This is a genomic window from Pseudomonas sp. B21-032 (assembly GCF_024748965.1).
Lineage (GTDB): Bacteria > Pseudomonadota > Gammaproteobacteria > Pseudomonadales > Pseudomonadaceae > Aquipseudomonas.
The window spans coordinates 4,442,571-4,466,344 of the sequence record NZ_CP087180.1 but is presented as its reverse complement, the minus strand read 5'-3'; the positions used below and the strand labels follow the sequence as shown (position 1 = coordinate 4,466,344).

The window sequence follows — 23,774 nt, the reverse complement described above, 5'->3', positions numbered from 1 at the left end:
TCCTTGTTGTTATCGCTGCCGAGCATACGCCGCGGGCAGTGAAATCTGTATATCTGTAAAACCGATAACAGATAGAGAAAATACCCGTTATATAGATATATTTTCCCGGCCTAAGATGGATACAACCTCACCGGAGGACAGGAGAATCCATCATGTCTTGCAGCCAAACCCGCACCTCGCCGTTACGCCCGCTGAGCCAGCTGGCGCACCCGCGTGAAGTGATCCGTCAGTTCACCCCCAACTGGTTCGCCGCGACCATGGGCACCGGCGTGCTCGCCCTGGCCCTGGCACAGGTCGATGTACCCGGCCTGCGTGGCCTGGCCGAATCGCTGTGGTTGTTGACCATCGGCCTGTTCGTGCTGTTTACCCTGCTGTACACCGCGCGGTGGGTCATGTTCTTCGACGAAGCGCGGCGGATTTTCGCCCATTCCACCGTATCGATGTTCTTCGGCACCATCCCCATGGGCCTGGCGACCATCCTCAACGGCTGCCTGGTGTTCGGCATCAATCGCTGGGGCGAAGGGATCCTGCCGTGGGTCGAAGCGCTGTGGTGGTTCGACGTCGGCCTGGCGCTGCTGTGCGGGGTGGCCATTCCCTACCTGATGTTCACCCGCCAGGAACACAGCATCGACCAGATGACCGCGGTGTGGTTGCTGCCGGTGGTGGCCGCGGAAGTCGCCGCTGCCAGCGGCGGCCTGCTGGCGCCGCACCTGGTGGATGCCCATGCGCAGTTCCAGGTGCTGATCACCAGCTACGTGCTGTGGGCGGTGTCGTTGCCGGTGGCGTTCAGCATCCTCACCATCCTCATGTTGCGCATGGCCCTGCACAAATTGCCGCATGCCAACATGGCCGCATCGAGCTGGCTGGCCTTGGGGCCGATCGGTACCGGTGCGCTGGGCATGCTGCTGCTGGGCGCCGATGCCCCGGCGATTTTCGCTGCCAACGGCCTCGGCAGCCTGGGTGAAATCGCCCGTGGCCTGGGCCTGATCGCCGGTATCGTGCTGTGGGGCGCCGGGCTCTGGTGGTTGCTGACCGCCGTGCTGATCACCCTGCGCTACATCCGCCATGGCATGCCGTTCAACCTCGGCTGGTGGGGCTTTACCTTCCCGCTCGGGGTGTACACCCTGGCCACCTTGAAGCTGGCGGCCTGGCTGGGCCTCGGTTTCTTCCAGCACATGGGCATGCTGCTGGTGCTAGCGCTGGCGGCAATGTGGTTGCTGGTCACGGCCCTGACCCTGCGTGGCGCCTGGCGCGGTGAGCTGTTTGTATCGCCGTGCATTGCCGGGCTGAACAAGTAGATTGCATTTACCTGAGTGTTTGTGGCTTTGTGCGGCCTGCGCGTATCCAATAACAAAGCCCCACTCAGGTACACGGACGATGAGTCAATCTTCACAATTCAGCCTGCTTGGCAAACGGCGCTTCTTGCCGTTCTTCGTCACCCAGTCGCTGGGTGCGTTCAATGACAACCTGTTCAAGCAGTCGGTCATCCTGCTGTTTCTCTACAAAATCGCCAGCTCCCATGGCCAGGACACTGCCATCTGGGTCAATGCCTGTGCCTTGATGTTCATCCTGCCGTTCTTCCTGTTCTCGGCGCTGGCCGGGCAGTTTGGCGAGAAGTACGCCAAGGACGCTTTGATCCGCGTGATCAAGCTGGCCGAGATCGCCATCATGGCGGTCGGCGCCATCGGCATCCTGAACCAGATGCCGGGGCTGATGCTCCTGGCGTTGTTCGGCATGGGCACCCACTCGGCGCTGTTCGGCCCGGTGAAGTACTCGATCATGCCCCAGGCCTTGCGCGAAGAAGAGCTGGTCGGCGGCAATGGCCTGGTGGAAATGGGCACCTTCCTGGCCATCCTGGCCGGCACCATTTGTGCCGGGGTGCTGATGTCCAGCGCCCATTACGGCGTCTGGGCGTCGTCGGCAGTGCTGCTGGTGGCGGTGCTCGGCTACCTGTCCAGCCGCGCCATCCCGCGCGCCGCTGCGTCCACGCCGGCGCTGAAAATCAACTGGAACATCGCCAGCCAGACGATCGCCACCTTGCGCATGGGCCTCAAGCAGACGCCAGCGGTGTCGCGCTCGATTGTCGGCAACTCGTGGTTCTGGTTCGTCGGTGCGGTGTACCTGACGCAAATTCCCGGTTACGCCCAGCAATGGCTGCATGGCGACGAGACCGTGGTGACCCTGATCCTGACCCTGTTCTCGGTGGGCATCGCTGTCGGCTCGCTGCTGTGCGAGCGCATGAGCGGGCACAAGGTGGAAATCGGCCTGGTGCCGTTCGGCTCCTTTGGCCTGAGCCTGTTCGGCCTGCTCTGGTGGTGGCACTCCGGCGAGATCCAGCCGGCGGCCGCGCCGTATGACTGGCTGGCGGTGCTGGGCATTGGCCAGGCCTGGTGGGTGCTGGGGTCGATTCTCGGCCTGGGCGTGTTCGGCGGCTTCTATATCGTGCCGCTGTATGCGCTGATCCAGTCGCGCACCCCCGAGGATCAACGCTCGCGGGTGATTGCCGCCAACAACATCCTCAACGCGCTGTTCATGGTGGTCTCGGCGATCTTCAGCGTGGTGCTGCTGAGTGTCCTCAAGCTGAGCATCCCGCAGTTGTTCCTGGTGGTGTCACTGCTCAATATTGCGGTGAACTTCTACATCTTCCGCATCGTGCCCGAATTCACCATGCGCTTCATGATCTGGCTGCTCAGCCATTCCATGTACCGCGTCGAGCACCGCGACCTGCAGCAGATTCCGGACCAGGGTGCAGCGCTGCTGGTGTGCAACCATGTGTCGTTCGTCGATGCGTTGCTGATCGGTGGCGCGGTGCGCCGGCCGATCCGCTTCGTCATGTACTACAAGATCTACCGTTTGCCGGTGCTCAACTTCATTTTTCGCACCGCCGGGGCGATCCCGATTGCCGGGCGCAATGAAGATGCCCAGACCTACGAGCGGGCCTTCAAGCAGATTGCCGCGTACCTGGCCGATGGCGAGCTGGTGTGTATCTTCCCTGAAGGCAAGCTGACCAGTGACGGTGAAATCGACGAGTTCAAGGGCGGCCTGCGGCGGATCATCGAGCAGACGCCGGTGCCGGTGATCCCGATGGCATTGCAGGGCTTGTGGGGGAGTTTCTTCAGCCGCGATCCGGCCAAGGGCTTCTTTCGCCGCTTGTGGTCGCGGGTGACCCTGGTGGCCGGTTCTGCCGTCCCGGTGGAAGCGGCAGAGCCGGCGCTGCTGCGTGAGCGGGTCAGCGCCTTGCGCGGCGACTCACGCTGACAGGGCAGGGCGGGGTCAGTTGGCGCTGACCTTGAGCCCGACCAGGCCACAGATGATCAGCGCCACGCTGACCAGGCGCACCAGGGCCATGGATTCGCCGAACAGGATGATCCCGGCGATCACCGTGCCGACGGCGCCGACCCCGGTCCAGATGGCATAGGCGGTGCCCAGCGGCAATTCCTTCATGGCCAGGCCCAGCAGGCCGAGGCTGATGACCATGGCGCCGACGGTGAGTACGGTGGGTAGCGGGCGGGAAAAGCCGTCGGTGTATTTCAGGCCGACGGCCCAGCCGACTTCGAACAGGCCGGCGAAAAACAGGATGATCCAGGACATGCAGAGTCTCCATCAAGTGATGGGGCCGTCCCCGGAATGGTCACGCGGTGCGTCGTGAGGCCGTCCTCACAGGGGGCATAAGCTATCAGCTGCAAGCGACAAGCTGCAAGCAAAGGCAGCGCGGGTGGCTGTTGCTCTCTCTTGCAGCTTGAAGCTTGCAGCTTAAAGTCAGATCCCCTGTGGGATCTCTTCCCCGCCCAATGCCTCGAACAGCGCCGGCAGGAACTCGCCAAAGGTCAGCATCATCAGGGTGAAGCTGGCATCGAGTTGGCCCAGGGCCTCGTCGCCGCCGTCTTCTTCGGCCTGGTCCTGCAGCAGCTCTTCAAAGCGCAGGCGCTTGATGACCATCTTGTCGTCGAGCACGAACGACAGTTTGTCCTGCCAGGCCAGCGACAGTTGCGTGACCACCTTGCCGGTGCCCAGGTGCATCTGGATCTCGTCGCTGGTCAAATCCTGGCGCTTGCAGCGGACGATGCCGCCGTCTTCGTGGGTGTCGCGCAGCTCGCACTCGTCCAGTACATAGAAGTCCGGCGCCGCTTGCTGGGTTTTGACCCAGTCGGTCATGGTCGCGCTCGGGGCGATCTTGACGGTCACCGGGCGCACCGGCAGCGAGCCGATGACTTCACGCAGGGTCGACAGCAGGTCTTCGGCACGCTTGGCGCTGGCCGAGTTGACCAGGATCAGGCCTTGCTTGGGGGCGATGGCGGCGAAGATCATCGAGCGGCGGATAAAGGCACGCGGCAGGAAGGCCTGGATGATCTCGTCCTTGATCTGGTCACGCTCCTTCTTATAGACCTTGCGCATCTGCTCGGCTTCGATCTCGTCGATCTTCTCTTTAACTGCGTCGCGCACGACGCTGCCGGGCAAAATGCGTTCTTCTTTACGCGCGGCGATCAGCAGGAAGTCACCGCTGACATGCACCAGGGGCGCGTCTTCACCTTTGCCGAACGGGGCGACGAAGCCGTACGTGGTCAACTCCTGGCTGGCGCAGGGGCGAGCCGGCTTGCTGGCCAGAGCGGTTTCCAGTGCCTCGGGGTCGAACGGGATGTCCTGGGTCAGGCGGTAGGTCAGCAGGTTTTTGAACCACATGGGGTGAATCTCTCCTCAACACATAAGGAGGGCATTAAACTCCGAGCGGGCGCTTCAGGCCAAGCACCGCTAAGTCTTTGGAACGCCTGAAAAATTTTTTTAAAAAAGTGCTTGCCAGAGTGTTCGGTGCTCCGTAGAATGCGCGCCACACCGAGACGAAGGGTGATTAGCTCAGCTGGGAGAGCATCTGCCTTACAAGCAGAGGGTCGGCGGTTCGATCCCGTCATCACCCACCACTTCTCAGTGTATCGCGCAGCGGTAGTTCAGTCGGTTAGAATACCGGCCTGTCACGCCGGGGGTCGCGGGTTCGAGTCCCGTCCGCTGCGCCATATTTAGCTTCAGGGCCCACTGAACACCCTGAAGCCACAAAGAAAGCGACCTTAGGGTCGCTTTTTTTGTTTCTGGAATTCGTCCAGAATCCACCAGTACGCTGGGACGCTACTGTTTTTCTCCGTGCCAGCCCCACTTCTGAGCAAGAGATCACACATGCAGGATGCAAGCACCTCCCCGGCGCCAATGCTGGGTATCGACCTGGGTACCACCAACAGCCTGGTGGCGGTCTGGCAGGACGGCCGGGCACAACTGATCCCCAACGCCCTGGGCGACGTGCTCACGCCTTCAGTGGTCAGCCTCGACGAAGACGGCAGCATCCTGGTTGGCAAGGCCGCGCGTTCACGCCTGACCACCCACCCGCAACGCACGGCTGCTGCCTTCAAGCGTTTCATGGGCAGCGAAAAAAAGATCAGCCTCGGTGAGCAGGCCTTCAGCCCGGAAGAGCTCTCGGCGCTGGTGCTCGGTGCGCTCAAGGCCGATGCCGAAGCCTTCCTCGGCTGCCCGATCAGCGAAGCGGTGATTTCCGTACCGGCCTATTTCAGCGACGAGCAGCGCAAGCGCACCAGCTTTGCCGCCGAGCTTGCCGGGCTGAAAGTCCAGCGCCTGATCAACGAACCGACCGCCGCGGCCATGGCCTACGGCCTGCACGAGCAGAAGTTCGAACGCACGCTGATTTTCGACCTCGGTGGCGGTACCTTCGACGTCACGGTGCTGGAATACGCGCTGCCGTTGATCGAGGTGCATGCCTCGACCGGCGACAACTTCCTCGGTGGCGAAGACTTTACCGGCGCTTTGCTTCAGGCCTGCCTGCAAGACTGGCAGCTCAAGCCGACGATGCTCGCGCCCCAGGCCCTGGCCAGCCTTGCCGACGCCATCGAGCAGCTCAAGTGCAAGCTGGGCGAAGGCGAGCAGCACCTGAGCTGGAACGGTGATGGCGTCAGCCGCCAGTGGCTGCTGGATGAAGCCCGCGCGCAGAAGATCTGGGCGCCGTTGCTGGCGCGGATTCGCGCGCCGATCGAGCAGGCCCTGCGCGATGCGCGGCTGCGTGCCAGTGACCTCGACAGCCTGGTGCTGGTCGGCGGCGCCACGCGCATGCCGGTGGTCCAGCAGATGGTCTCGACCCTGTTTGGCCGCCTGCCTTACCGCCACCTCGACCCGGACACCATCGTTGCCCTCGGTGCTGCCACCCAGGCGGCATGCAAGGCGCGCGATTCGGCGATCGAAGAGCTGATCCTCACCGATGTCTGCCCCTACACCCTGGGAATTGCGGCAATGGATGGCGACTACCAGACCGAGATCTTTGCGCCGATCATCGACCGCAATACGGTGATCCCGACCTCACGGATCAAGCCGTTCTACAGCACCCATGTTGAGCAAAAAGCCATCAGCATTCGTGTCTACCAAGGTGAACGGCCGTGGGTCGAAGACAACATCTTTGTCGACGCCTTCACGATCCCGCTGACCCCCAACGGCAAGATCCAGCGCCTGGATGTGCGCTTCAGCTATGACATCAACGGCCTGCTGGAAGTCGATGTGACCTTGCCGCAGACGCGCGAGCAATTCAGCCACGTGATCGATCGCAGCCCCACCGGGCTTGACGACGAGGCGCGCCAGGCCAGCCATGAGCGCCTGGCCGGGCTGAAGATCCACCCGCGCGACGCCTTGCCCAACCGCACCTTGCTGGCCCGCCTGGAGCGGGCCTGGGCGCAGAGCCTGGGGCCTGAGCGCGATGCGATCGGCGACTGGCTCAAAGAGTTCAGCGCGATCCTGGCCGGCCAGGAGTCAAGCGAGATCGCCGGGGCCCGCCAGCGCCTGATCGAGGCGCTGGACGACATGCGTTACTGACCGTTGAGCCGCCGCAAGGCGGCCTGCAGGCCACCCTCCAAGGTGTCCTGCGGCTGATTGCCGGGCGGCACGCCGTAGCGGTTGGGCAGCGGTTCGCCCGGTAGCAGCAACAGCACCAGCGGCAAGAACTGCAGGAATGGGATCAGCATCACGAAGATGATCATCATCGGGATGCCCCGGCCAATGTCGTGCAGGCGGCGCAGCGTGGCGCTGCCCAGCACACCGACGAACAGCAGGCCAAAGAAGATCTGCTCGATCGCGCTGCCGGCCATCAGGGTCAGGATCGGCCCGAGAAGGACACTCACGGCCACCTGCACACCATAACCCTTGCGGCCCAGGCGGCTGCCCAGTTTCCACAGGTGCGAGGCCGGTACCGGCTGGCTGCCGGAATTTTCCAGCAGCAGGCGTTCGGACCACGACAGCAAGGCGGTGATCGCTGCGCGAATGCCGGCGTCCATGCCCGGGTAATCCTTGCCGCGCTGCAGCTCTTTGAGCACTTTGGCTCGCGGTACCCCGGCGCGGCCGTAGCGGGCCAGGTCCTTGAGGCTGTCGAGCATGCTGTAGAACAGCGTGCTGTTGATCAGTTCGTCTTCTTCCAGCACCTTGCGTGGCGGGCGCACCGGCTCGCCCTTGATCAGGCCGTTGCGAAACGGCTCGAACCAGTCATCCGGGCAGGTCAAGGTAGAGATGCGTCGCAGCAGGCTGCCATGCTGTTCGGCGCTCAGGGTCGGGTCGTGATAGAGGACGGCGCATAGCACCATCATGCCCAGCACGTCTTCATCAAAGGCGCGCGGGTCGTTCTCAAGGCAGGCGTAGAGTTTCAGGTTGCTGGGCAGCTTGGCGCTGTCCAGGGCTTGTTGCACCGTCGACAGGCGCTGGCCGATAAAGCACTGCAGCGGATCGTTGTCATCCAGCCAGCCGAGCAGGCCATCGACATTGCCTTGCTGGCTTTGCAGGCGCAGCAACAGTTGCTGCAGGCGGGCGAACGGATGCTCCGCCGGGTAGGGCAGGCTGGCCAGCAACTGCGCCGGCACCATCGCCAGCCAACGCTCGGGCTGTTCGACCAGGGCAAGCATGAACAGGTTCTGCCGGTGCCAGGTCCACAGGCCGTCGTCGGCAGGCGGGCGCGGCAGTTCGATGCCGGCTTCGGCGAGGTCGGACAGCAGCTGCAGGGCAAAAGGCGTCGGCATCAGGTTGGCCGGCTTGATCAGCGCGGTCAGCTTCGGCAGGGTGGCGGCCGGGTAGCTGCGCATGCGCCGCAGCCAGTCGCGGGCGACTGTCTGGCATGGGCCTTCCTGCAGCACCTCGGGCAGTTGCGGTTGCGCCGCCGGGCTGTTGATAAAGGCGGTCAGGGCCAGGGCCAGCGGTGACTGCTCGAGCCAGCGCAACTGCTGTTCGGCCTGGTACTTGAAGCCTTCGATAATCAGCTGGTCGAGCGGATCGTCGCCCAGCGGCTCGGCCATGATCTGTCGCAGCAGGCCGCTGTCACCGCGGTGCAGGGCCCACGCGTGGCGGTACAGGCGCTGCAGCTGGCGATCCAGTTGGTCGTCGAGCAGCCAGGCCAGCAGCGGCAGTTCGTCCTTGCCGTCCAGGCGCCACTTGATGAACTCGCCGGCGATACCTTCCTGCTCGTCACGGGCGGCGTCGAACCAGCGCGTCAGGGTTTCCGGGCGCTGCGACGGGCTGCCCCAGATCTGTGCCGGATCGTTGAGGTCTTGCGGCCATTCATACACCGGCTCCAGGCGGTCGAGGGCCTGGATCAACAGCGCCAAGCGCTGCGGTTGATGCTTGGCGCACAGGTTGAGCAGCCAGCGTGCGGCTTCCGGATGCTGGTGCTCGCGCCACAGGCGGGTCCAGCACTGGCGGGCGAGTTCTTCCTGGCCGGTGTCGCTGGCCTGGCAGGCGAGCAGGTACAGCAGGTCGATATCGTCCGGCGCCTGGCGTTGCTGTTCGGCGATCAGGGCAAAAAAGCTGCTGCTGCCGATGCCGGCCTGGCACAGCTTGACCAGCAGGCGCTGGATATAGGCCGGGTCATCCGGGAACGGCTGGCAGGTGTGCAGGCTGACGAAGCTTTCGAACTCGAACAGCGGCCGGGTGTGGTAGAGGAAATCCAGGTTCCGGGCATACCACAGGGTTTCGACTTGCACTGGCATCGACCAGTGCTTCATCAAGCTGGTGTCGAACGGGTCCGGTTCGCTAATGCGCTCGAGGAATTCGTCAGCCTGGCGCGGATCTTCCAGGCGCAGCACTTCGTTTTCCCAGCCCAGGTGCCGGGCCATCAGTTGCACGCAGGCGTGCGACAACGGCCCGGTTTCCATCAGCCGGTACAGCAAGTGCCAGCTGACCTGCTCCTGGTCACCCAGGGTCAGGCCGCTGAAACCATCGATGAAGGCCTGCCAGGCCGGGGGATCGAAGCGGCGGGCAGGGTCGCCGAGCAACTTGGAAAAGTCGCTCATGGTCTGTTCGATCAGGGCATTGCGCACCGGCGCCGAATCGTCGTGCTGTGCATCCTCAGCGGCCTCATCCGGCTCGTCGCGGGCCAGGCGCAGGGCGTGCTCGTAAGCCTCGCGCAAGGCCTGGAAACCCTGCGGGTCGGTTTCCGGGTGGTGCTGCGGCAGCAGTGCGCGGTAGGCGCCGCGGATGACATCGGGATCGTTGGTCGGCTCGATGCCCAGGTGAATCCAGCAACTCATGACCAGCCTCCTTGCAGGGTGTCAGGGCGTTCCGGCAGGTTCAGCGGCAGGTCCCAGGGGATGCTGGCGAAAAAGCCCAGGGCGTCGTGGCTCAGGTTCATCATGATGCAGCGGTTCCAGTGTTCGCTGCCCTGGCGCTCCAGGCATTGCGCCAGTTCTTCGTCGCTGGCGCTGGAGCAGTTCCACAGCGCCTTGCCGAACAGGTAGCCGGCCAGGTAGCGGTCCCAGCCGTTGTAGTAGTGGCGGGCGCGCACGGCCAGGCGGCCTTGCAGATAGTGGCTTTCATGAATGCTCAGGTAGCCTTTGCGCAACCCGGCACGCAGCAGGTAGCCCATGCGTCCCAGGTCCCAGGCGCGCACGCCACCCTGGCCGCAGTCGCCGAGGGTGCGCCGGGCGAATTCGTACTGGATGCGCTGGCGCGGGGTCAGCGCTTCGAGCACCTGCGGCCATTCGCTGGGCAGGCAGCGGGCGGCTTGCCAATAGGCGTCCTTGAGCTCCAGGGCATGGCCGGTGTCGGCCATGCTGAGCATGTTCAGCAGCTCCTGGCGATTGTGGATGCCCCACCACTTCTTGAGGTCGGTCTCGTCTTCGTCGTAAGTCTCGAAGTAGGTCGCGGCGGTGTAGCTGGCGCCGTTGAGGGCGGCCATGGGGGCGGAAAGGGCGTACAGCCAGTGCTGCTCGATTTCTTCCATGAAAAAGCTCCGGGGCCGGTAGGAAAATGTGCGGGTGCCGGCCGTAATGGCGCGGATTGTAGAGAGCCGCGCGGTGCGCGGCAAACTGACTTAAGCGTGGACCAGCATGGCGCGCTCTTCTTCGCGCAGGGTCAGCACTTCGAAACCTTCGGCGGTGACGGCGATGGTGTGCTCCCATTGCGCGGACAGGCTGCGGTCGCGGGTGATCACCGTCCAGCCGTCCTTGAGCGTGCGCACCCCGCGCCCGCCCTGGTTGATCATCGGTTCGATGGTAAACACCATCCCCGGCTTGAGCTGCAGGCCGCTGCCCTTGTGCCCGTAATGCAGAACCTCGGGCGCCTCGTGCATCTGCCGGCCTATGCCGTGGCCGCAGTATTCGCGCACCACGTTGTAGCCCGCTGCCTCGGCATGGCGCTGGATGGCGTGGCCGATATCGCCCAGGGTCGCGCCCGGACGCACCTGGCGAATGCCTTGCCAGAGCGCGGCATAGGTGGTGTCGACCAGTCGCTGGGCGGCTGCATCGATCTGCCCCAGGCAGTACATCTTCGACGAGTCGGCAATGTAGCCGCCTTGTTCCAGGGTAATGTCGACGTTGACGATCGAGCCGGCCTTGAGCACCTCATCGGCATGCGGCACGCCGTGGCACACCACATGGTCGACCGAGGTATTGAGCGAATAGGCAAAACCGTACTGGCCCTTGCTCGCCGGGCGCGCCTTGAGCACATCGACGATAAATGCCTCGGCCCGGTCGTTGATCTGCAGGGTGCTGACCCCGGGAGCAATGAAGCTGTCGAGGTGGGCGAACACCTGGCTGAGCAATTGCCCGGCATTGCGCATCAGGGCCAGTTGTTCGGCGTTTTTCAAAACCACTTGGTTCATGGGAGGAGGTTTTTCATCTCTCGGAATGTCTGCCCATGATAAGGCCTGGCCCGCTGGCTGTGCCATCCGATGGTGCAGGCCGGCCCAATGCAGTGCGGCCGGGCAGGCGCCCTGAACGCCTGAACCGCGCCGCACAAGGCGCTGCCAATTGTGGCGCGACCCTTGCTACAGCCTGAGCATCCGGCAATCAACGCAGATTGCCCCGTTCACGACAAAGGCGCCGTGTTGCCCCCGCTGGTTCATTCAGGCCGGGGCAGCAGGGCGCCTTTTTGTTTGCGCAATCAGGAGGTAGGCCGATGAGCAGCACCAGCGTGCGCAGCGTGTGCCCGTATTGTGGCGTCGGTTGTGGCATCGTCATGAACGTCGAAGGCGGGCGGGTGACCAAGATCAGTGGCGACAAACAGCACCCCAGCAACTTTGGCCGCCTGTGCACCAAGGGCCTCACCGCCCATCAACCGTTGAGTGCGTCCGGGCGCATGACGCATGCCTATGTGCGCGAGCAGCGCCAGCGCGACCCGGTGCAGAGCGGCATCGACACCGCTATTGAACAGGCGGCCCGGCGCCTGCGGGCGATCATTGATAAGTATGGCCCGGACGCCCTGGGCTTTTATGTCTCCGGGCAGATGTCGCTGGAGGCCCAGTACCTGATCAACAAACTGGCCAAGGGCTTTGTCCGCAGCCGCCATATCGAGTCCAACTCGCGCCTGTGCATGGCCAGCGCCAGCAGCGGCTACAAGCTGTCGCTGGGCGCCGACGGGCCGCCGGGCAGCTACCAGGATTTTGACCGCGCCGAGGTGTTCCTGGTGATCGGCGCGAACATGGCCGATTGTCACCCGATCCTGTTTTTGCGCCTGCTCGACCGGCTCAAGGCCGGGGCCCGGTTGATCGTCGTTGACCCGCGGCGCAGCGCCACCGCCGACAAGGCCGATTTGTTCCTGCAGATCAAACCGGGCAGCGACCTGGCGCTGCTCAACGGCCTGCTCTACCTGCTGCTGGAAAACGGCCAGTGCGACGCCGAGTTCATCCAGCGCTACACCGAAGGCTGGGAGGACATGCCGGCCTTTTTGCAGGACTACACACCTGAGCGAGTTGCCGCCCTCACCGGGCTGAGCGAGGCCGATATCCGCCAGGCCGCCGAATGGATCGGCCAGGCTCCGGAGTGGATGAGTTGCTGGACCATGGGCCTGAACCAGAGCATCCATGGCACCTGGCACAGCAACGCCCTGTGCAACCTGCACCTGGCCACTGGTGCTATCTGTCGGCCGGGCAGCGGGCCGTTCTCGCTGACCGGCCAGCCCAACGCCATGGGCGGGCGAGAAATGGGCTATATGGGCCCGGGCTTGCCGGGGCAGCGTTCGGCATTGGTCGATCGCGATCGCGCCTTTGTCGAGCAACTGTGGCAGATTCCCGCTGGCAGCCTGCGCAGCGAAGCCGGTGACGGCACGGTGGCGCTGTTCGAAAACCTCGCCGCCGGGCAGGTCAAGGCCTGCTGGATCATCTGCAGCAACCCGGTGGCCAGCGTCGCCAATCGCCAGCAGGTGATCGAGGCGTTGCAGGCGGCTGAGCTGGTGATCACCCAGGACGCCTTTCTCGACACCGAGACCAACCGTTACGCCGATATCCTCTTGCCCGCCGCGCTGTGGGCCGAAGGCGAGGGGGTGATGGTCAATTCCGAGCGCAACCTGACCTTGATGAACCAGGCCGTCGAGGCGCCGGGCGAGAGCCTGCCCGACTGGCAGATCATCGCCCGAATCGCTTGCGCCATGGGTTACGCCGAGGCCTTCAGTTACGCCAATGCCGAAGCGGTGTTCGACGAGCTGCGCCAGGCCTGGAACCCGGCCACCGGTTACGATGTGCGCGGCGTCAGCTACGCCGGTTTGCGTGAGGCGCCGCGGCAGTGGCCGTGCGAGCCCGGGCGCAACAATGACCGCAGCCCGTTGCGCTATCGCAACGACGGCGTCAGCCAGGCCCTGCGCCACGACGGCCAAGGCGAAGTACCGGCCATTGCCTTCCCCACTCGCAGCGGCAAGGCACGCTTTTTCGCCCGGCCCTGGCTGCCCGCCGCCGAGCTGCCGGACGCCGAATTTCCGCTGGTGCTCAACACTGGCCGGGTCCAGCATCAGTGGCACACCCTGACCAAGACCGGCAAGGTGGCGGCGCTGAACAAGCTCGACCCCGGGCCGTTCGTAGAGATTCACCCGGACGATGCCGAGCGCCTGTGCATCGCTGACAAGGATCAGGTGCAGATCCGCTCCCGACGCGGGCAGGCGCTGCTGCCGGCACGGATTACCGCTCGGGTGCTGCCGGGCAACTGCTTTGCGCCGTTTCACTGGAACGACGTTTATGGCGAGAACCTGGCGATCAATGCCGTCACCAGCGACGCGGTCGATCCGCTGTCGCTGCAACCGGCCTTCAAGTACTGCGCGGTGGCCCTGAGCCGGGTTGCCGGCGAGCGCATCAACGCCACCCAGATCGATCATCAAGCCATTGCCGTGCAGGGCCAGCACCTGCTGCTCTGGGCCTCGCAGACCGGCAACAGTCAGGCCCTGGCCGAGCAGTGCGCCGCACGCCTGCGCCAGGTCGGCTTGCCGGTGCAGTTGAGTTGCATGCAAGACCTGGCCCTGGAGCAACTGGACCGCCCCGCCAGCCTGCTGCTGATCGCCAGTACCTTCGGCGACGGCGATGCGCCGGACAGCGGTGCGGCGTTCTGGCGCGGCCTGCATGGCGAGCATGCCCAGCGCTGCGTCGGCGTGCCTTATGCGGTATTGGCCCTGGGGGATTCCAGCTACGAGCAGTTCTGCGGCTTTGGTCGCAAGCTCGATCAGCGCCTGGCCGAACTGGGCGCCAAGCGCTTGCTGGAACGGGTCGATTGCGAGGGCGATTTGCATGAATCGACGGGGCAATGGCTGCAGGCACTGCTGGGCAAACTGGGCCACGGCGAACTGCTGCTCGAAGCGCCAACGCCAACGGCCAGCGGTTTCAGCAAGACCCGGCCGTTGCCAGCCACCCTGGTCGGCAACCGCCTGCTTAACGGCCCTGGCGCGGTCAAGGAAACCCGGCAACTGGTGTTCGATCTGGGCGACAGCGGGTTCACCTATCACGCCGGCGACGCCTTGGGTGTATGGCCGCGCAACTGTCCGGCGCTGGTCGATGAGCTACTGACCGCCACCCGCTTCGATGGCGGACACTGTGTCAGCCTCAAAGGCCAGGCCGACATGCCCTTGGCCGAGGCATTGCTTGAGCACCTGGAGATCGCCCGCATTACCCCGCAGTTGCTCGAGGCTTTCGCCCCGGGTGATGCGCAACTGCGCGCATTGCTTGAGCCGCACAACAAGGCTGCGCTCAAGGACTGGCTGTGGGGCAAGCAACTGATCGACCTGGTGCATGCGTGCAAGCCCCAACTGAGCCTGCAGGCTTGGCTCGACCTGCTCAAACCCATGCAGCCGCGGCTGTACTCGATCAGCTCAAGCCAGAAGCTGCATCCGGATCAAGTGCACCTGACGGTTTCCACTGTCCGTTACGGCCAGCGCAAGGGCGTGTGCTCGACCTACCTGGCCGACCGCAGCGAGCCTGGCCGGGTCGAGATATTCGCGCAGCCGACCACGCACTTTCGCCTGCCCGGCGACAGCACGGCGCCGGTGATCATGGTCGGCCCCGGCACCGGTGTGGCGCCGTTTCGCGCGTTCCTGCAGGAACGTCAGGCCGAAGGGGCCCGCGGTCGCAACTGGCTGCTGTTCGGCGAGCAGCAGGCGGCCACCGATTTCTACTACCGCGACGAGTTGCTGGCCTGGCAGCGCGACGGTCACCTGACCCGCCTGGACACCGCCTTCTCGCGCGACCAGGCGCAGAAGATCTACGTGCAGCAGCGCATGCTCGAACAGGGTGCCGAGCTGTGGCGCTGGCTGGAGGAGGGCGCGCACTTCTATATCTGTGGCGATGCCGGGCGCATGGCCCGCGATGTTGATACGGCGCTCAAGCAACTGGTGCAGCAGCACGGTGGCATGAGTGTGGAACGGGCCGAGGCTTATGTCAGCGAACTCAATCGCGCCAAGCGTTACCTGCGTGACGTGTATTGAAGTGCCCCATAAGGGGGAGCGCTGCACCAGTCTGGGTCGATAACGGCGCCAGTGGATCGCGCACAAGCCTCGGTTTCAAAGGCTTTGGCAGTTGGCACGCTCCCTGCTTTTACAGATTTACAACGTCCTCGCGGGTCAATGGCGATTCGCAACCGGGACTACAAAAACGACCAGGCAAAGGCGCCTGGAGCTTCGGCTCCAGGCGCCTTTTTTTGTTTTTCGGGGTTGGCCCCCAGCAGCAAAGCCAGCGTGATTGGCCTTGAGTGAGGAACGGGTATGAATGGGTTTACCAGCATCGAAGCGCGGCAACAGCTGATCATCGTCGGCAACGGCATGGTCGGTCATCACTGCGTCGAGCAACTGATCCAACGCGGTGCCCTGGGCCGTTTCCAGGTGCGGGTGTTCGGTGAAGAGCGCCAGCGCGCCTACGACCGCGTGCACCTGTCGGAATACTTCAGTGGCAGCGATGCCGAAACCCTGGCCCTGGGCGAGGCAGGCTTGTACACCCGGCACGGCATTGACTTGCACCTGGGCGAGCCGGTGCTGGAGATCGACCGCGAACGCTGCGAGGTAGTCACCTGCGCCGGGCGCTACCCTTACGATCAACTGGTGCTGGCCACCGGCTCCTATCCGTTCGTGCCGCCGATTGAAGGCTCGCAAGGGGCGGCGCGGCTGGTCTATCGCACCCTTGATGATCTCGATGCGATCCGCACCGCGGCCGCCAGCGCTCGCCGTGGGGTGGTGGTCGGTGGCGGCCTGCTCGGCCTGGAAGCGGCCAATGCCTTGAAGTCGCTGGGCCTGGAAGCTCATGTGGTGGAGTTCGCCCCGCGCCTTATGCCGGTGCAACTGGATGGCGAGGGCGGCGCGGCCTTGCGGGCGCAGATCGAAGCCCTGGGGGTTGGCGTGCACCTGTCGCGGGCGACCCAGGCCATCGTTGCCGGTGAAGACTATCGCTACCGGATGAACTTCGAGGGCGGCGAGTTCCTTGAAACCGACCTTGTCGTGTTCTCCGCCGGTATCCGCCCGCAGGATGCCCTGGGCCGCAGCAGTGGCCTGGAAATCGCCCAACGCGGCGGTGTGGTGATCGACAGCGCGTGCCGCAGCAGCGACCCACGGATCTTCGCCATCGGCGAATGCGCGTCGTGGAACGGCAGCGTGTTCGGCCTGGTGGCGCCGGGCTACAGCATGGCGCGTACAGTGGCGGCGACTCTGGCCGGTGAAGACGCGGGCAGTTTTACCGGGGCCGACATGTCGACCAAGCTCAAACTGCTCGGCGTCGATGTAGGCTCCATTGGTGATGCCCACGGCGTGACCCCGGGTGCGCGCAGCTATCGCTTTATCGACGAAGCGGCGTCGGCCTACCGCCGGCTGGTGGTCGATGGCAGTGGCAAACGGGTGATCGGCGCGGTGCTGGTTGGCGACAACAGCTATTACGACACCCTGCTGCAATTCGTGCAGAACAGCATTGCCCTGCCCGCCGATCCGGCCGCGCTGATCCTGCCGCAGTCGGTCGGCGCGCCGGCACTGGGCGCTGATGCCTTGCCCGCCAGCGCGACTATCTGCTCCTGCCATAACGTCAGCAAGGGCGCGATCTGCGCCGCCATCGACAGTGGCTGCGGCGAGCTTGGCCAGCTCAAGCAGCAGACCAAGGCCTGCACCGGTTGCGGTGGTTGTGCGGCGCTGCTCAAGCAGGTCTTCGAGCATGAATTGATCGCCCGCGGCGTCAGCGTCGACAAGAGCCTGTGCGAACACTTCGCCTACACCCGCCAGGAGCTCTACGCGCTGGTGCGGGTCGAAGGCATTGTCAGTTTCGACGAGATGCTCGCCAAGCATGGACGCGGGCACGTCGGCTGCGATATCTGCAAACCCACGGTCGGCTCGATCCTCGCCTCGTGCTGGAACCAGCCGATCATGGAGCCTTCGCTGGTGCCGCTGCAGGACACCAACGACACCTTCATGGCCAATATGCAGAAGAACGGCACCTACTCGGTGGTGCCGCGGATTCCCGGCGGCGAGATCACCCCCGAGAAGCTGATCGTCATCGGCGAAGTGGCGAAAAAGTACGACCTCTACACCAAGATCACCGGCGGCCAGCGCATCGACCTGTTCGGCGCCCAACTGCACGAATTGCCCGAGATCTGGGCTGAGCTGATTGGCGCAGGCTTCGAGACCGGCCACGCCTACGGCAAGTCGACGCGTACGGTGAAATCCTGCGTCGGCAGCACATGGTGTCGTTACGGCGTGCAGGACAGCGTGCAGATGGCCCTGATCCTGGAAGACCGCTACAAGGGCCTGCGCTCGCCGCACAAGCTCAAGTTTGCGGTGTCCGGCTGCACCCGCGAATGCGCCGAGGCGCAGAGCAAGGACATCGGCGTGATCGCCACCGAGAAGGGCTGGAACCTGTACATCTGCGGCAACGGCGGCATGCGCCCGCGCCATGCCGAACTGTTCGCCACCGACCTGGACGACGCCAGCCTGATCCGCACCATCGACCGCGTGCTGATGTTCTACATCCGCACCGCTGACAAGCTGCAGCGCACCTCGGTGTGGCGTGAGAGCCTGGAGGGCGGGCTGGACTACCTCAAGCAGGTGATCCTCGACGACAGCCTGGGCCTTGGCGCAGAGCTCGAAGCGCAAATGCAGCTGGTGGTCGAGCGCTACGAATGCGAGTGGGCCAACGCCCTGAAAGACCCTGAAAAGCTCAAGCGCTTTCGCACCTTCGTCAACGACCAGCGCCCCGACCCGGGTGTGCACTTTGTCCGCGAACGCGGCCAGCGCCGGCCCATCGGCGCCGGCGAACTTCACTTGATCCCGACCACCGAGGAGGTGCTTTGATGAGCCCGTCCAATGCAGCAGTAAGTGTTCAAGCGCAACCCTGGCAGAGGGTTTGCAGCCGTGCCGACCTGGTCGCCCAGTCGGGGGTGGTGGTGTGGTTCGAAGGGCGCCAGGTGGCGCTGTTCTACCTGCCCGGGCAGGCCACGCCGGTGTTCGCCGTCGACAACCATGACCCCAAGTCCGGGGCCAATGTGATTGGTCGTGGATTGGTGGGCGAGCTCAAGGGCGAGCTGGTGGTGGCGGCGCCGTTGTACAAGCAGCATTTTTGTTTGCGCGATGGGCGCTGCCTGGAGGATCCGCAGCAGGCGTTGCAGGTGTGGCCGGTGCGCATCAGTGGCGAGCAGGTGGAATTGGGCCGCTGTTGATGGCCTCATCGCGGGTCAAGTCGGGTCCCACAAAAACGGTGGGAGCGGGCCTTGCCCCGCGATCGAGCGCGAAGCGGTCGCAGTCCGGGCCGAGCCCCGATAAACTCCCCGGATGAACCTCGACACCCGGATCAAATTCCGCCACCTGCTGTGCTTTCTCGAAATCGCCCGGCAGGGCAGTTTCGCCAAGGCCGCCGATGCCATGGCGATCAGTCAGCCAGCGATCTCCAAGACCCTCAAGGAGCTTGAAGCGCTGCTTGAAACGCGGCTGTTCGAGCGCAGCAAGCAGGGTGTCGAGCTGACCCCGGCCGGGGTGCGTTTCATGCGCTACGCCGGCCCCAGCGTGCAGGCCTTGCGCGAAGGTGTGAGCACCTTGCGCGGTGAAGAGCATGCGCCGCCGCAGGTGCGGGTCGGCGTGTTGTCGACCGTCGAAAGCCTGCTGATGCCCGAAGTGCTGTGCCGTCTGCACCAGCGCCATGAGGCGCTGGTGGTCAGCGTCGCCACCGGCCCCAGCGCGCACCTGCTGGGGCAGTTGCACGTCGGTGAGCTGGACCTGGTGATCGGGCGCATGACCGACAGCCCGCAGATCCAGGGGCTGATGTTCGAGCACCTGTACAGCGAGTCGATGTCGCTGGTGGTGCGCCCTGGCCATCCTTTGCTTGGCCGCCAGCCGCTCGAGCGCAGCCAGGTCGGGCGCTACCCGCTGGTGTTGCCGCTGGCCGGCACGACCATCCGCAAGCACGCCGACAGCCTGTTCGTGCAGTGCGCCATCGAGCAACCCGCGCAGCGCCTGGAAACCCTGTCGCCGGCCCTCAGCCGTCGTTATGTACAGGGCAGCGATGCGGTCTGGGTGGCGCCACGCGATGCGGTGCGCGTCGACCTCAGCCGTGGTGAATTGTGCGAGCTGGACCTGGGTGTCAGCGAGCCGGGCGGCTCGGTCGGCATCTGCAGCAATGCCGCCTTGCCGCTGGCCTTGCCGGCACAGTGGCTGTGCGAAGTTTTGCGCGAAGTGGCGGCGCAGTACCGCGACGGCGGTTATCCCTGAGCGTCGATACAAACTGCTACAAAACCTCATCGGCGGATTTGCCCAACCGCCCGGTCCCGTCAATACTGGCCACTGGCTGCAGCCGAGGATGAAGAAGGTTTAATCTGGCTGAACTTATCCGGGTTTTCTTGCTCTCATGCCGGTAGCCATTGGTCGTGGCCGCCTGATAAGCTCGCGGCTTTACTCGATTGCCCTATTGGCGCATGAACAAGGAAATAGCATGAAACAGCATCGGTTGGCGGCTGCGGTTGCCCTGGTTAGCCTGGTACTGGCGGGTTGCGATTCGCAGACCAGCGTCGAGCTGAAGACTCCGGCACAGAAAGCCTCCTACGGTATTGGCCTGAACATGGGCAAAAGCCTGGCTCAGGAAGGCATGGACGACCTTGATTCGAAAGCTGTCGCTCAAGGTATCGAAGACGCCGTTGGCAAGAAAGAACAGAAGATCAAGGACGAAGAGCTGGTTGAAGCCTTCTCGGCCTTGCAGAAGCGCGCTGAAGAGCGCCTGGTGAAAATGAGCGAAGAGTCGGCTGCCGCCGGCAAGAAATTCCTCGAAGAAAACGGCAAGAAGGCTGGCGTGGTCACCACCGCTTCGGGCCTGCAGTACGAAGTCATCAAGAAGGCCGACGGCGCCCAGCCAAAGCCGACTGACGTGGTTACCGTCCACTACGAAGGCAAGCTGATCGACGGCAAGGTCTTCGACAGCTCCGTCGAGCGTGGCAGCCCGATCGACCTGCCGGTCAGCGGCGTGATCCCGGGTTGGGTCGAAGGCCTGCAACTGATGCACGTCGGCGAGAAGTACAAGCTGTACATCCCGTCCGACCTTGCTTACGGCGCGCAGAGCCCGAGCCCGACCATTCCGGCCAACTCGGTGCTGGTGTTCGATCTGGAACTGATCGCCATCAAGGACCCGGCCAAGGCTGAAGAGCCTGCCGATCCAGCTGCCGAGTAAGGCCAGCTGATACCTGCAACGCCCCGTCTCGACGGGGCGTTGTCGTTTCTGGGTTTTACCGAACCCATAGGGCCATGCACGGTCTTAGTCACTGCAACTGTTGATGAATCAGGGCGCAGCGGGCAAAACGTTTGCGCAATTGAAACAGGTGTGTAAAAAACGCCCGATTTAACCCGGACCCTTGCCGGGCGGGCGCCTTGAGCCTGAAACTGAGCTCTGTTCACAAGGTTATCCACAATTATTGTGGATAACCTTCCTTGGCACTGGCCCTGGAGGCCGTATGAAAGCACCGTGGAATTTCGCCCGATTTCTGCCCCTGGCCGAGCGCCTGCTCAGCCGCGGGCGTTTGCCGGCGTTGATTTTTGCCGTGGCGCGCAAAGGTCCGCGGCTGGGCAAACTGCGCGAGGACGTGCGCCTGATGCAGGCGCTGTGCCTGGCCTGGTGGCGCGGCGAGTACCGGGCAATCAGCCCCAAGGCACTGATCACCGTGGTGGCGGGGCTGCTGTATTTTGTCAGCCCGCTGGATGCGATCCCCGACTGGCTGCTGGGCGTCGGCATGCTCGACGACATCGCCGTGCTGGCCTGGGTGATGAAGGCGGTGTCTGATGAACTGGCCGCGTTCAGCGCCTGGCGCAACCGCCAGGCACCGGAAAAACTGCGGGTGGTCGAACGCCTGCCCGACACCCCCGAAGCCCTGCGCCTGGAACAGGAAAAAAGCTGATCACATCACGACCCTGCACACCCTTGTTGGCTGGTAATATAATTGGCATAAGGATTATGCCTACCGATTACATATCGTAATCCTACAAGGGGGTTGTAATGGGTATTCAGGTCATCAGCCGGGACGGTCAACCCGAGTACGCGGTTGTTCCCTGGGAGCAGTACCAGGCACTGCTTAAAGCTGCCGGGCAAGGCGAGCCACTTGCCGGCGCAAACACAGCTTCAAGCGCCACCGACAGCGCCAGCTTGCCGAATTTCAGCGAGCTGGCGCGTTTGCGTGAGGGCAAGGGCCTGGCGCCGGAGCAACTGGCGCGCAGCGTCGGTATCAGCCCGGTGTACCTGGCGCTGATCGAAAGCGGTGAACGCCAGCCGGATGCCGCGATTCGCCGCAGCCTGGCCTGGGAGCTGGGTGTGGCTGGCTGGAGCGAGCCGTCGTGAGCGTGCGCATCAGCCGCCAGCACTGGGAAGGCCTGCTCGGCGAGCTGGATGTCGCCCGCCGCCAGCGCCACCTGCTGACCTACCGGGCCTTGCTCGAGCGTCTGCAATTGCCCAGCCCGGCCATGCAAACGCTGACCGCGGCGCTGGAGCACCTGGCTGCGCTCGACGCCCGCGCCGAGCAGCCGCTGCGCAGCTCGCTGGTGATCAGCCAGGGCGCCAGCCGCTTGCCGCGCACCGGGTTCTTCGAATGCGTCGAGCGCCTGGGGCGCTTCTCCGGCCCGTCCGATGGCATGGCCGCAGCCTCCTGGCACGCCTCGGAAGTGGTGCGGGTGTTCGAGTACAGCTACCCCGAACACGAAGAAGCCTGAGCGCCAGGGGCGGTATCGATCAGGTACAGGCTGTGCCCAGGCACATCCTTGGCCTGGTGCTTGGCCTGTGAGGCCAACTCCGCCAGTTGCCCGGCATCGAGCCCGGCACAGGCCTGCGGGTGCAACTGCACCACGCCGATCGACAACGACAGCAGGGCAAATTCCTGGCGCCGGCCCTGGCGGTCGGTGGCGATGAAGCACCCGGCCTGCAGGTGCTCGGCCCGGTAGAAGCGCCGGCACTGCTTGTGAAAGTCCTCCAGCAACAACTGCAAGCGTTGTTGCCAATCATCTGAGCCGAGCACCAGCATGAAATCGTCGCCGCCGATATGGCCGACGAAATCGCGGCTGGGGTCGACCCGTTCGCCCAGGCACTGGGCCAGGCACAGCAATACCTCATCGCCACGGGCATACCCGTAGATATCGTTGAACGGCTTGAAGCTGTCGATATCGACGTAACAGATCGCCGCTGCGCGTTGCTGTTGCAGCAGGCGGGTCAGGCACTGCTGGATCGGTACGTTGCCCGGCAACAGGGTCAGCGGGTTGGCATAGCGGGCCTGTTGGATCTTCTGCTCGGTGATCAGCTTGAGCACGTCGATCACCCGCCCCAGGCCCAGGTAGCGGCCGTTGTGGGTGATGATGAAATCTTCCTCGATGCGCTGGCGGGCGCGGCTGGTGAGCAGGCGGCTGACCTGTTGCAGCGATTGGCCCAGATCCACGGCGAGAAAGTCATCGCTCATCAAGCGGCTGATCGGCTTGCGCGCGAACAGGTCGGTGGCAAACGGCTTGAGCAGTGCGTCGGAGAGCGAATGGCGATGAACGATGCCGCACGGCTGCCCATGCGCGTCGAGCACCGCCAGGGAATTGAGGTTGGCCTGGCTGCGAAACAGTTCCAGCACCTGCGGGGTGGGCGCCTCGCGGTTCACCGCCGGTTGTTCGATCAGTAGCGCGGCGAGGTTGCCGCTGTCTTCATTGAGGCTCTGCAGCGCCTGTACCGGCTGCCCGAGCATGCTTTGCACATCGCGCGCCGCCTGTTCCTGCGGGCGGCCCAGCAGGTAGCCCTGGACCAGGTCGACGCCCATCTCGGTGAGCACCTTGAGCTCTTCGGCCAGCTCGATGCCTTCGGCAATCACCTGGGCACGCGAGGCCCGGGCGATCTGCAGGATCGAGCCGACGAACTCGCGCTTGACCGCATCCAGGTGAATGCCGTCGATGAAGTGGCGGTCGATCTTGACGTAGTCCGGGCGCAGCTCCGACCACAGGCGCAGGCTCGAATAACCGGCCCCCAGATCATCCAGGGCGATGGAAAAGCCCATGTCGCGGTAGTGGTGCAGGGCGTTGAACAGCAGCTGGAAGTCGTCGGTGGGGGTCTGTTCGGTGAGTTCGATCACCACCCGGCTGGGCGGCACGCCCAGCTCGTGGAGCATCTTCAGGGTGCGCCCGGACTGGTACTGCGGTTCGAGCAGGGACTCGGGCGAGACGTTGAGGAACAGCTTGCCTTCAAGGTTCTGCTGGCTGAAGCGCCGGCAGGCGCTCTCGCGGCAGGCCACTTCCAGCTCGGTCAGGCGCCCGGCCTGGCGGGCCACGGCAAACAGGTTGATCGGCGAATGCAGCGGGCTGTTGGAGGGGCCGCGGCTCAGCGCTTCGTAGCCGAGGATGCGCCGTTCGGAAAGGCAGACAATGGGTTGGAACAGGCTGTGCAAGCCGCTTTGAGCCAGGATGGTGCTCAACGCGCTGAGCTGTTCGTTGATGGTCATGGCAGGCCTACCTAGAAAAAAGGGACTGAGCACCCGCGGCGCTCAGTCCCTTATTTCACGACAGTCTGATGACTATTTGATGACGCAATGAAGCGCGGTCAC

17 protein-coding genes and 2 tRNA genes are annotated in these 23,774 nt (G+C 64.1%); 13 read left to right on the top strand and 6 right to left on the bottom strand.

The window, feature by feature from the left end:
- Positions 1-152: 152 nt before the first annotated feature.
- Together LOY54_RS20565 and LOY54_RS20560 are read left to right on the top strand one after the other, a co-directional pair.
- A complete protein-coding gene (locus LOY54_RS20565; RefSeq protein ID WP_195884824.1) occupies positions 153-1,298 on the top strand; it encodes a TDT family transporter in 1,146 nt (381 codons plus the stop codon).
- A gap of 79 nt (positions 1,299-1,377) precedes the next feature.
- Positions 1,378-3,258 carry an MFS transporter gene (locus LOY54_RS20560; RefSeq protein WP_258607738.1) on the top strand — a complete coding sequence of 627 codons (1,881 nt, stop codon included), beginning with the start codon at positions 1,378-1,380 and terminating at the stop codon, positions 3,256-3,258.
- Positions 3,259-3,273: 15 nt separating this feature from the next.
- Here the strand turns inward: LOY54_RS20560 and sugE are convergent, their stop codons facing one another.
- Both sugE and rdgC read right to left on the bottom strand, forming a co-directional pair.
- Complete coding sequence (sugE, locus tag LOY54_RS20555) at positions 3,274-3,591, bottom strand: quaternary ammonium compound efflux SMR transporter SugE (protein ID WP_258607737.1); 318 nt, start codon at positions 3,589-3,591, stop codon at positions 3,274-3,276.
- Between the two features lie 168 nt (positions 3,592-3,759).
- Positions 3,760-4,680, bottom strand: a complete 921-nt coding sequence (rdgC, locus tag LOY54_RS20550; protein WP_258607735.1) for a recombination-associated protein RdgC — start codon at positions 4,678-4,680, stop codon at positions 3,760-3,762.
- Between the two features lie 160 nt (positions 4,681-4,840).
- On the opposite strand from rdgC, the gene LOY54_RS20545 reads away from it, so the two are divergent.
- The 3 genes from LOY54_RS20545 (at position 4,841) to LOY54_RS20535 (ending at position 6,858) form a co-directional block, all read left to right on the top strand.
- Positions 4,841-4,916, top strand: a tRNA-Val gene (locus LOY54_RS20545).
- A gap of 16 nt (positions 4,917-4,932) precedes the next feature.
- A tRNA-Asp gene (locus tag LOY54_RS20540) sits at positions 4,933-5,009 on the top strand.
- A gap of 157 nt (positions 5,010-5,166) precedes the next feature.
- A complete protein-coding gene (locus LOY54_RS20535) occupies positions 5,167-6,858 on the top strand; it encodes a molecular chaperone HscC (protein WP_045195497.1) in 1,692 nt (563 codons plus the stop codon).
- Here the strand turns inward: LOY54_RS20535 and LOY54_RS20530 are convergent.
- The 3 genes from LOY54_RS20530 to map form a co-directional block, all read right to left on the bottom strand.
- Positions 6,852-9,551, bottom strand: a complete 2,700-nt coding sequence (locus tag LOY54_RS20530; protein ID WP_258607733.1) for a DUF805 domain-containing protein — start codon at positions 9,549-9,551, stop codon at positions 6,852-6,854. The two genes, LOY54_RS20535 and LOY54_RS20530, sit on opposite strands and share 7 nt — an antisense overlap.
- Complete coding sequence (locus LOY54_RS20525; protein WP_093380348.1) at positions 9,548-10,243, bottom strand: DUF1266 domain-containing protein; 696 nt, start codon at positions 10,241-10,243, stop codon at positions 9,548-9,550. Before LOY54_RS20525 ends, LOY54_RS20530 begins: the two co-directional genes overlap by 4 nt.
- A 90-nt stretch (positions 10,244-10,333) precedes the next feature.
- Positions 10,334-11,122: a type I methionyl aminopeptidase gene (map, locus tag LOY54_RS20520; protein WP_045195491.1), complete on the bottom strand. Its 789-nt coding sequence runs from the start codon at positions 11,120-11,122 to the stop codon at positions 10,334-10,336.
- Between the two features lie 296 nt (positions 11,123-11,418).
- On the opposite strand from map, the gene LOY54_RS20515 reads away from it, so the two are divergent.
- From LOY54_RS20515 to LOY54_RS20480, 8 genes are all read left to right on the top strand, one after another.
- Positions 11,419-15,198: a bifunctional nitrate reductase/sulfite reductase flavoprotein subunit alpha gene (locus LOY54_RS20515; protein ID WP_258607731.1), complete on the top strand. Its 3,780-nt coding sequence runs from the start codon at positions 11,419-11,421 to the stop codon at positions 15,196-15,198.
- Positions 15,199-15,474: 276 nt separating this feature from the next.
- A complete protein-coding gene (gene nirB / locus LOY54_RS20510) occupies positions 15,475-18,033 on the top strand; it encodes a nitrite reductase large subunit NirB (protein WP_258607729.1) in 2,559 nt (852 codons plus the stop codon).
- Complete coding sequence (gene nirD / locus LOY54_RS20505) at positions 18,033-18,398, top strand: nitrite reductase small subunit NirD (protein WP_093380354.1); 366 nt, start codon at positions 18,033-18,035, stop codon at positions 18,396-18,398. Before nirB ends, nirD begins: the two co-directional genes overlap by 1 nt.
- Positions 18,399-18,510: 112 nt before the next feature.
- On the top strand, positions 18,511-19,443 hold the full coding sequence (gene pcaQ, locus LOY54_RS20500) for a pca operon transcription factor PcaQ (RefSeq protein WP_123567148.1): 933 nt from the start codon (positions 18,511-18,513) through the stop codon (positions 19,441-19,443).
- 220 nt (positions 19,444-19,663) lie between these two features.
- Positions 19,664-20,392, top strand: a complete 729-nt coding sequence (locus LOY54_RS20495) for an FKBP-type peptidyl-prolyl cis-trans isomerase (RefSeq protein WP_045195483.1) — start codon at positions 19,664-19,666, stop codon at positions 20,390-20,392.
- Positions 20,393-20,672: 280 nt separating this feature from the next.
- Positions 20,673-21,113 carry a YkvA family protein gene (locus LOY54_RS20490; protein ID WP_045195481.1) on the top strand — a complete coding sequence of 147 codons (441 nt, stop codon included), beginning with the start codon at positions 20,673-20,675 and terminating at the stop codon, positions 21,111-21,113.
- A 98-nt stretch (positions 21,114-21,211) separates the two neighbouring features.
- The gene (locus tag LOY54_RS20485; protein WP_045195479.1) at positions 21,212-21,550 is read left to right on the top strand and encodes a helix-turn-helix transcriptional regulator; all 339 of its coding nucleotides are present in this window, start codon (positions 21,212-21,214) and stop codon (positions 21,548-21,550) included.
- Positions 21,547-21,918 (top strand): hypothetical protein, encoded by a 372-nt coding sequence (locus LOY54_RS20480; protein ID WP_010224211.1) that lies wholly within the window; start codon positions 21,547-21,549, stop codon positions 21,916-21,918. The genes LOY54_RS20485 and LOY54_RS20480 overlap by 4 nt, the downstream gene beginning before the upstream one ends.
- Here the strand turns inward: LOY54_RS20480 and LOY54_RS20475 are convergent.
- The gene (locus LOY54_RS20475) at positions 21,894-23,672 is read right to left on the bottom strand and encodes a bifunctional diguanylate cyclase/phosphodiesterase (protein ID WP_045195476.1); all 1,779 of its coding nucleotides are present in this window, start codon (positions 23,670-23,672) and stop codon (positions 21,894-21,896) included. The two genes, LOY54_RS20480 and LOY54_RS20475, sit on opposite strands and share 25 nt — an antisense overlap.
- Between the last annotated feature and the right edge of the window lie 102 nt (positions 23,673-23,774).

Bases quoted from the DNA above. Each gene is read 5' to 3' on its own strand.
- LOY54_RS20530 (WP_258607733.1), bottom strand. From the start codon at position 9,551: ATGAGTTGCTGGATTCACCTGGGCATCGAGCCGACCAACGATCCCGAT.
- map (WP_045195491.1), bottom strand. From the start codon at position 11,122: ATGAACCAAGTGGTTTTGAAAAACGCCGAACAACTGGCCCTGATGCGC.
- LOY54_RS20485 (WP_045195479.1), top strand. From the start codon at position 21,212: ATGGGTATTCAGGTCATCAGCCGGGACGGTCAACCCGAGTACGCGGTT.
- rdgC (WP_258607735.1), bottom strand. From the start codon at position 4,680: ATGTGGTTCAAAAACCTGCTGACCTACCGCCTGACCCAGGACATCCCG.
- nirD (WP_093380354.1), top strand. From the start codon at position 18,033: ATGAGCCCGTCCAATGCAGCAGTAAGTGTTCAAGCGCAACCCTGGCAG.
- sugE (WP_258607737.1), bottom strand. From the start codon at position 3,591: ATGTCCTGGATCATCCTGTTTTTCGCCGGCCTGTTCGAAGTCGGCTGG.
- LOY54_RS20475 (WP_045195476.1), bottom strand. From the start codon at position 23,672: ATGACCATCAACGAACAGCTCAGCGCGTTGAGCACCATCCTGGCTCAA.
- nirB (WP_258607729.1), top strand. From the start codon at position 15,475: ATGAATGGGTTTACCAGCATCGAAGCGCGGCAACAGCTGATCATCGTC.
- LOY54_RS20495 (WP_045195483.1), top strand. From the start codon at position 19,664: ATGAAACAGCATCGGTTGGCGGCTGCGGTTGCCCTGGTTAGCCTGGTA.
- LOY54_RS20515 (WP_258607731.1), top strand. From the start codon at position 11,419: ATGAGCAGCACCAGCGTGCGCAGCGTGTGCCCGTATTGTGGCGTCGGT.
- LOY54_RS20565 (WP_195884824.1), top strand. From the start codon at position 153: ATGTCTTGCAGCCAAACCCGCACCTCGCCGTTACGCCCGCTGAGCCAG.
- LOY54_RS20535 (WP_045195497.1), top strand. From the start codon at position 5,167: ATGCAGGATGCAAGCACCTCCCCGGCGCCAATGCTGGGTATCGACCTG.
- LOY54_RS20560 (WP_258607738.1), top strand. From the start codon at position 1,378: ATGAGTCAATCTTCACAATTCAGCCTGCTTGGCAAACGGCGCTTCTTG.
- LOY54_RS20490 (WP_045195481.1), top strand. From the start codon at position 20,673: ATGAAAGCACCGTGGAATTTCGCCCGATTTCTGCCCCTGGCCGAGCGC.
- LOY54_RS20525 (WP_093380348.1), bottom strand. From the start codon at position 10,243: ATGGAAGAAATCGAGCAGCACTGGCTGTACGCCCTTTCCGCCCCCATG.
- pcaQ (WP_123567148.1), top strand. From the start codon at position 18,511: ATGAACCTCGACACCCGGATCAAATTCCGCCACCTGCTGTGCTTTCTC.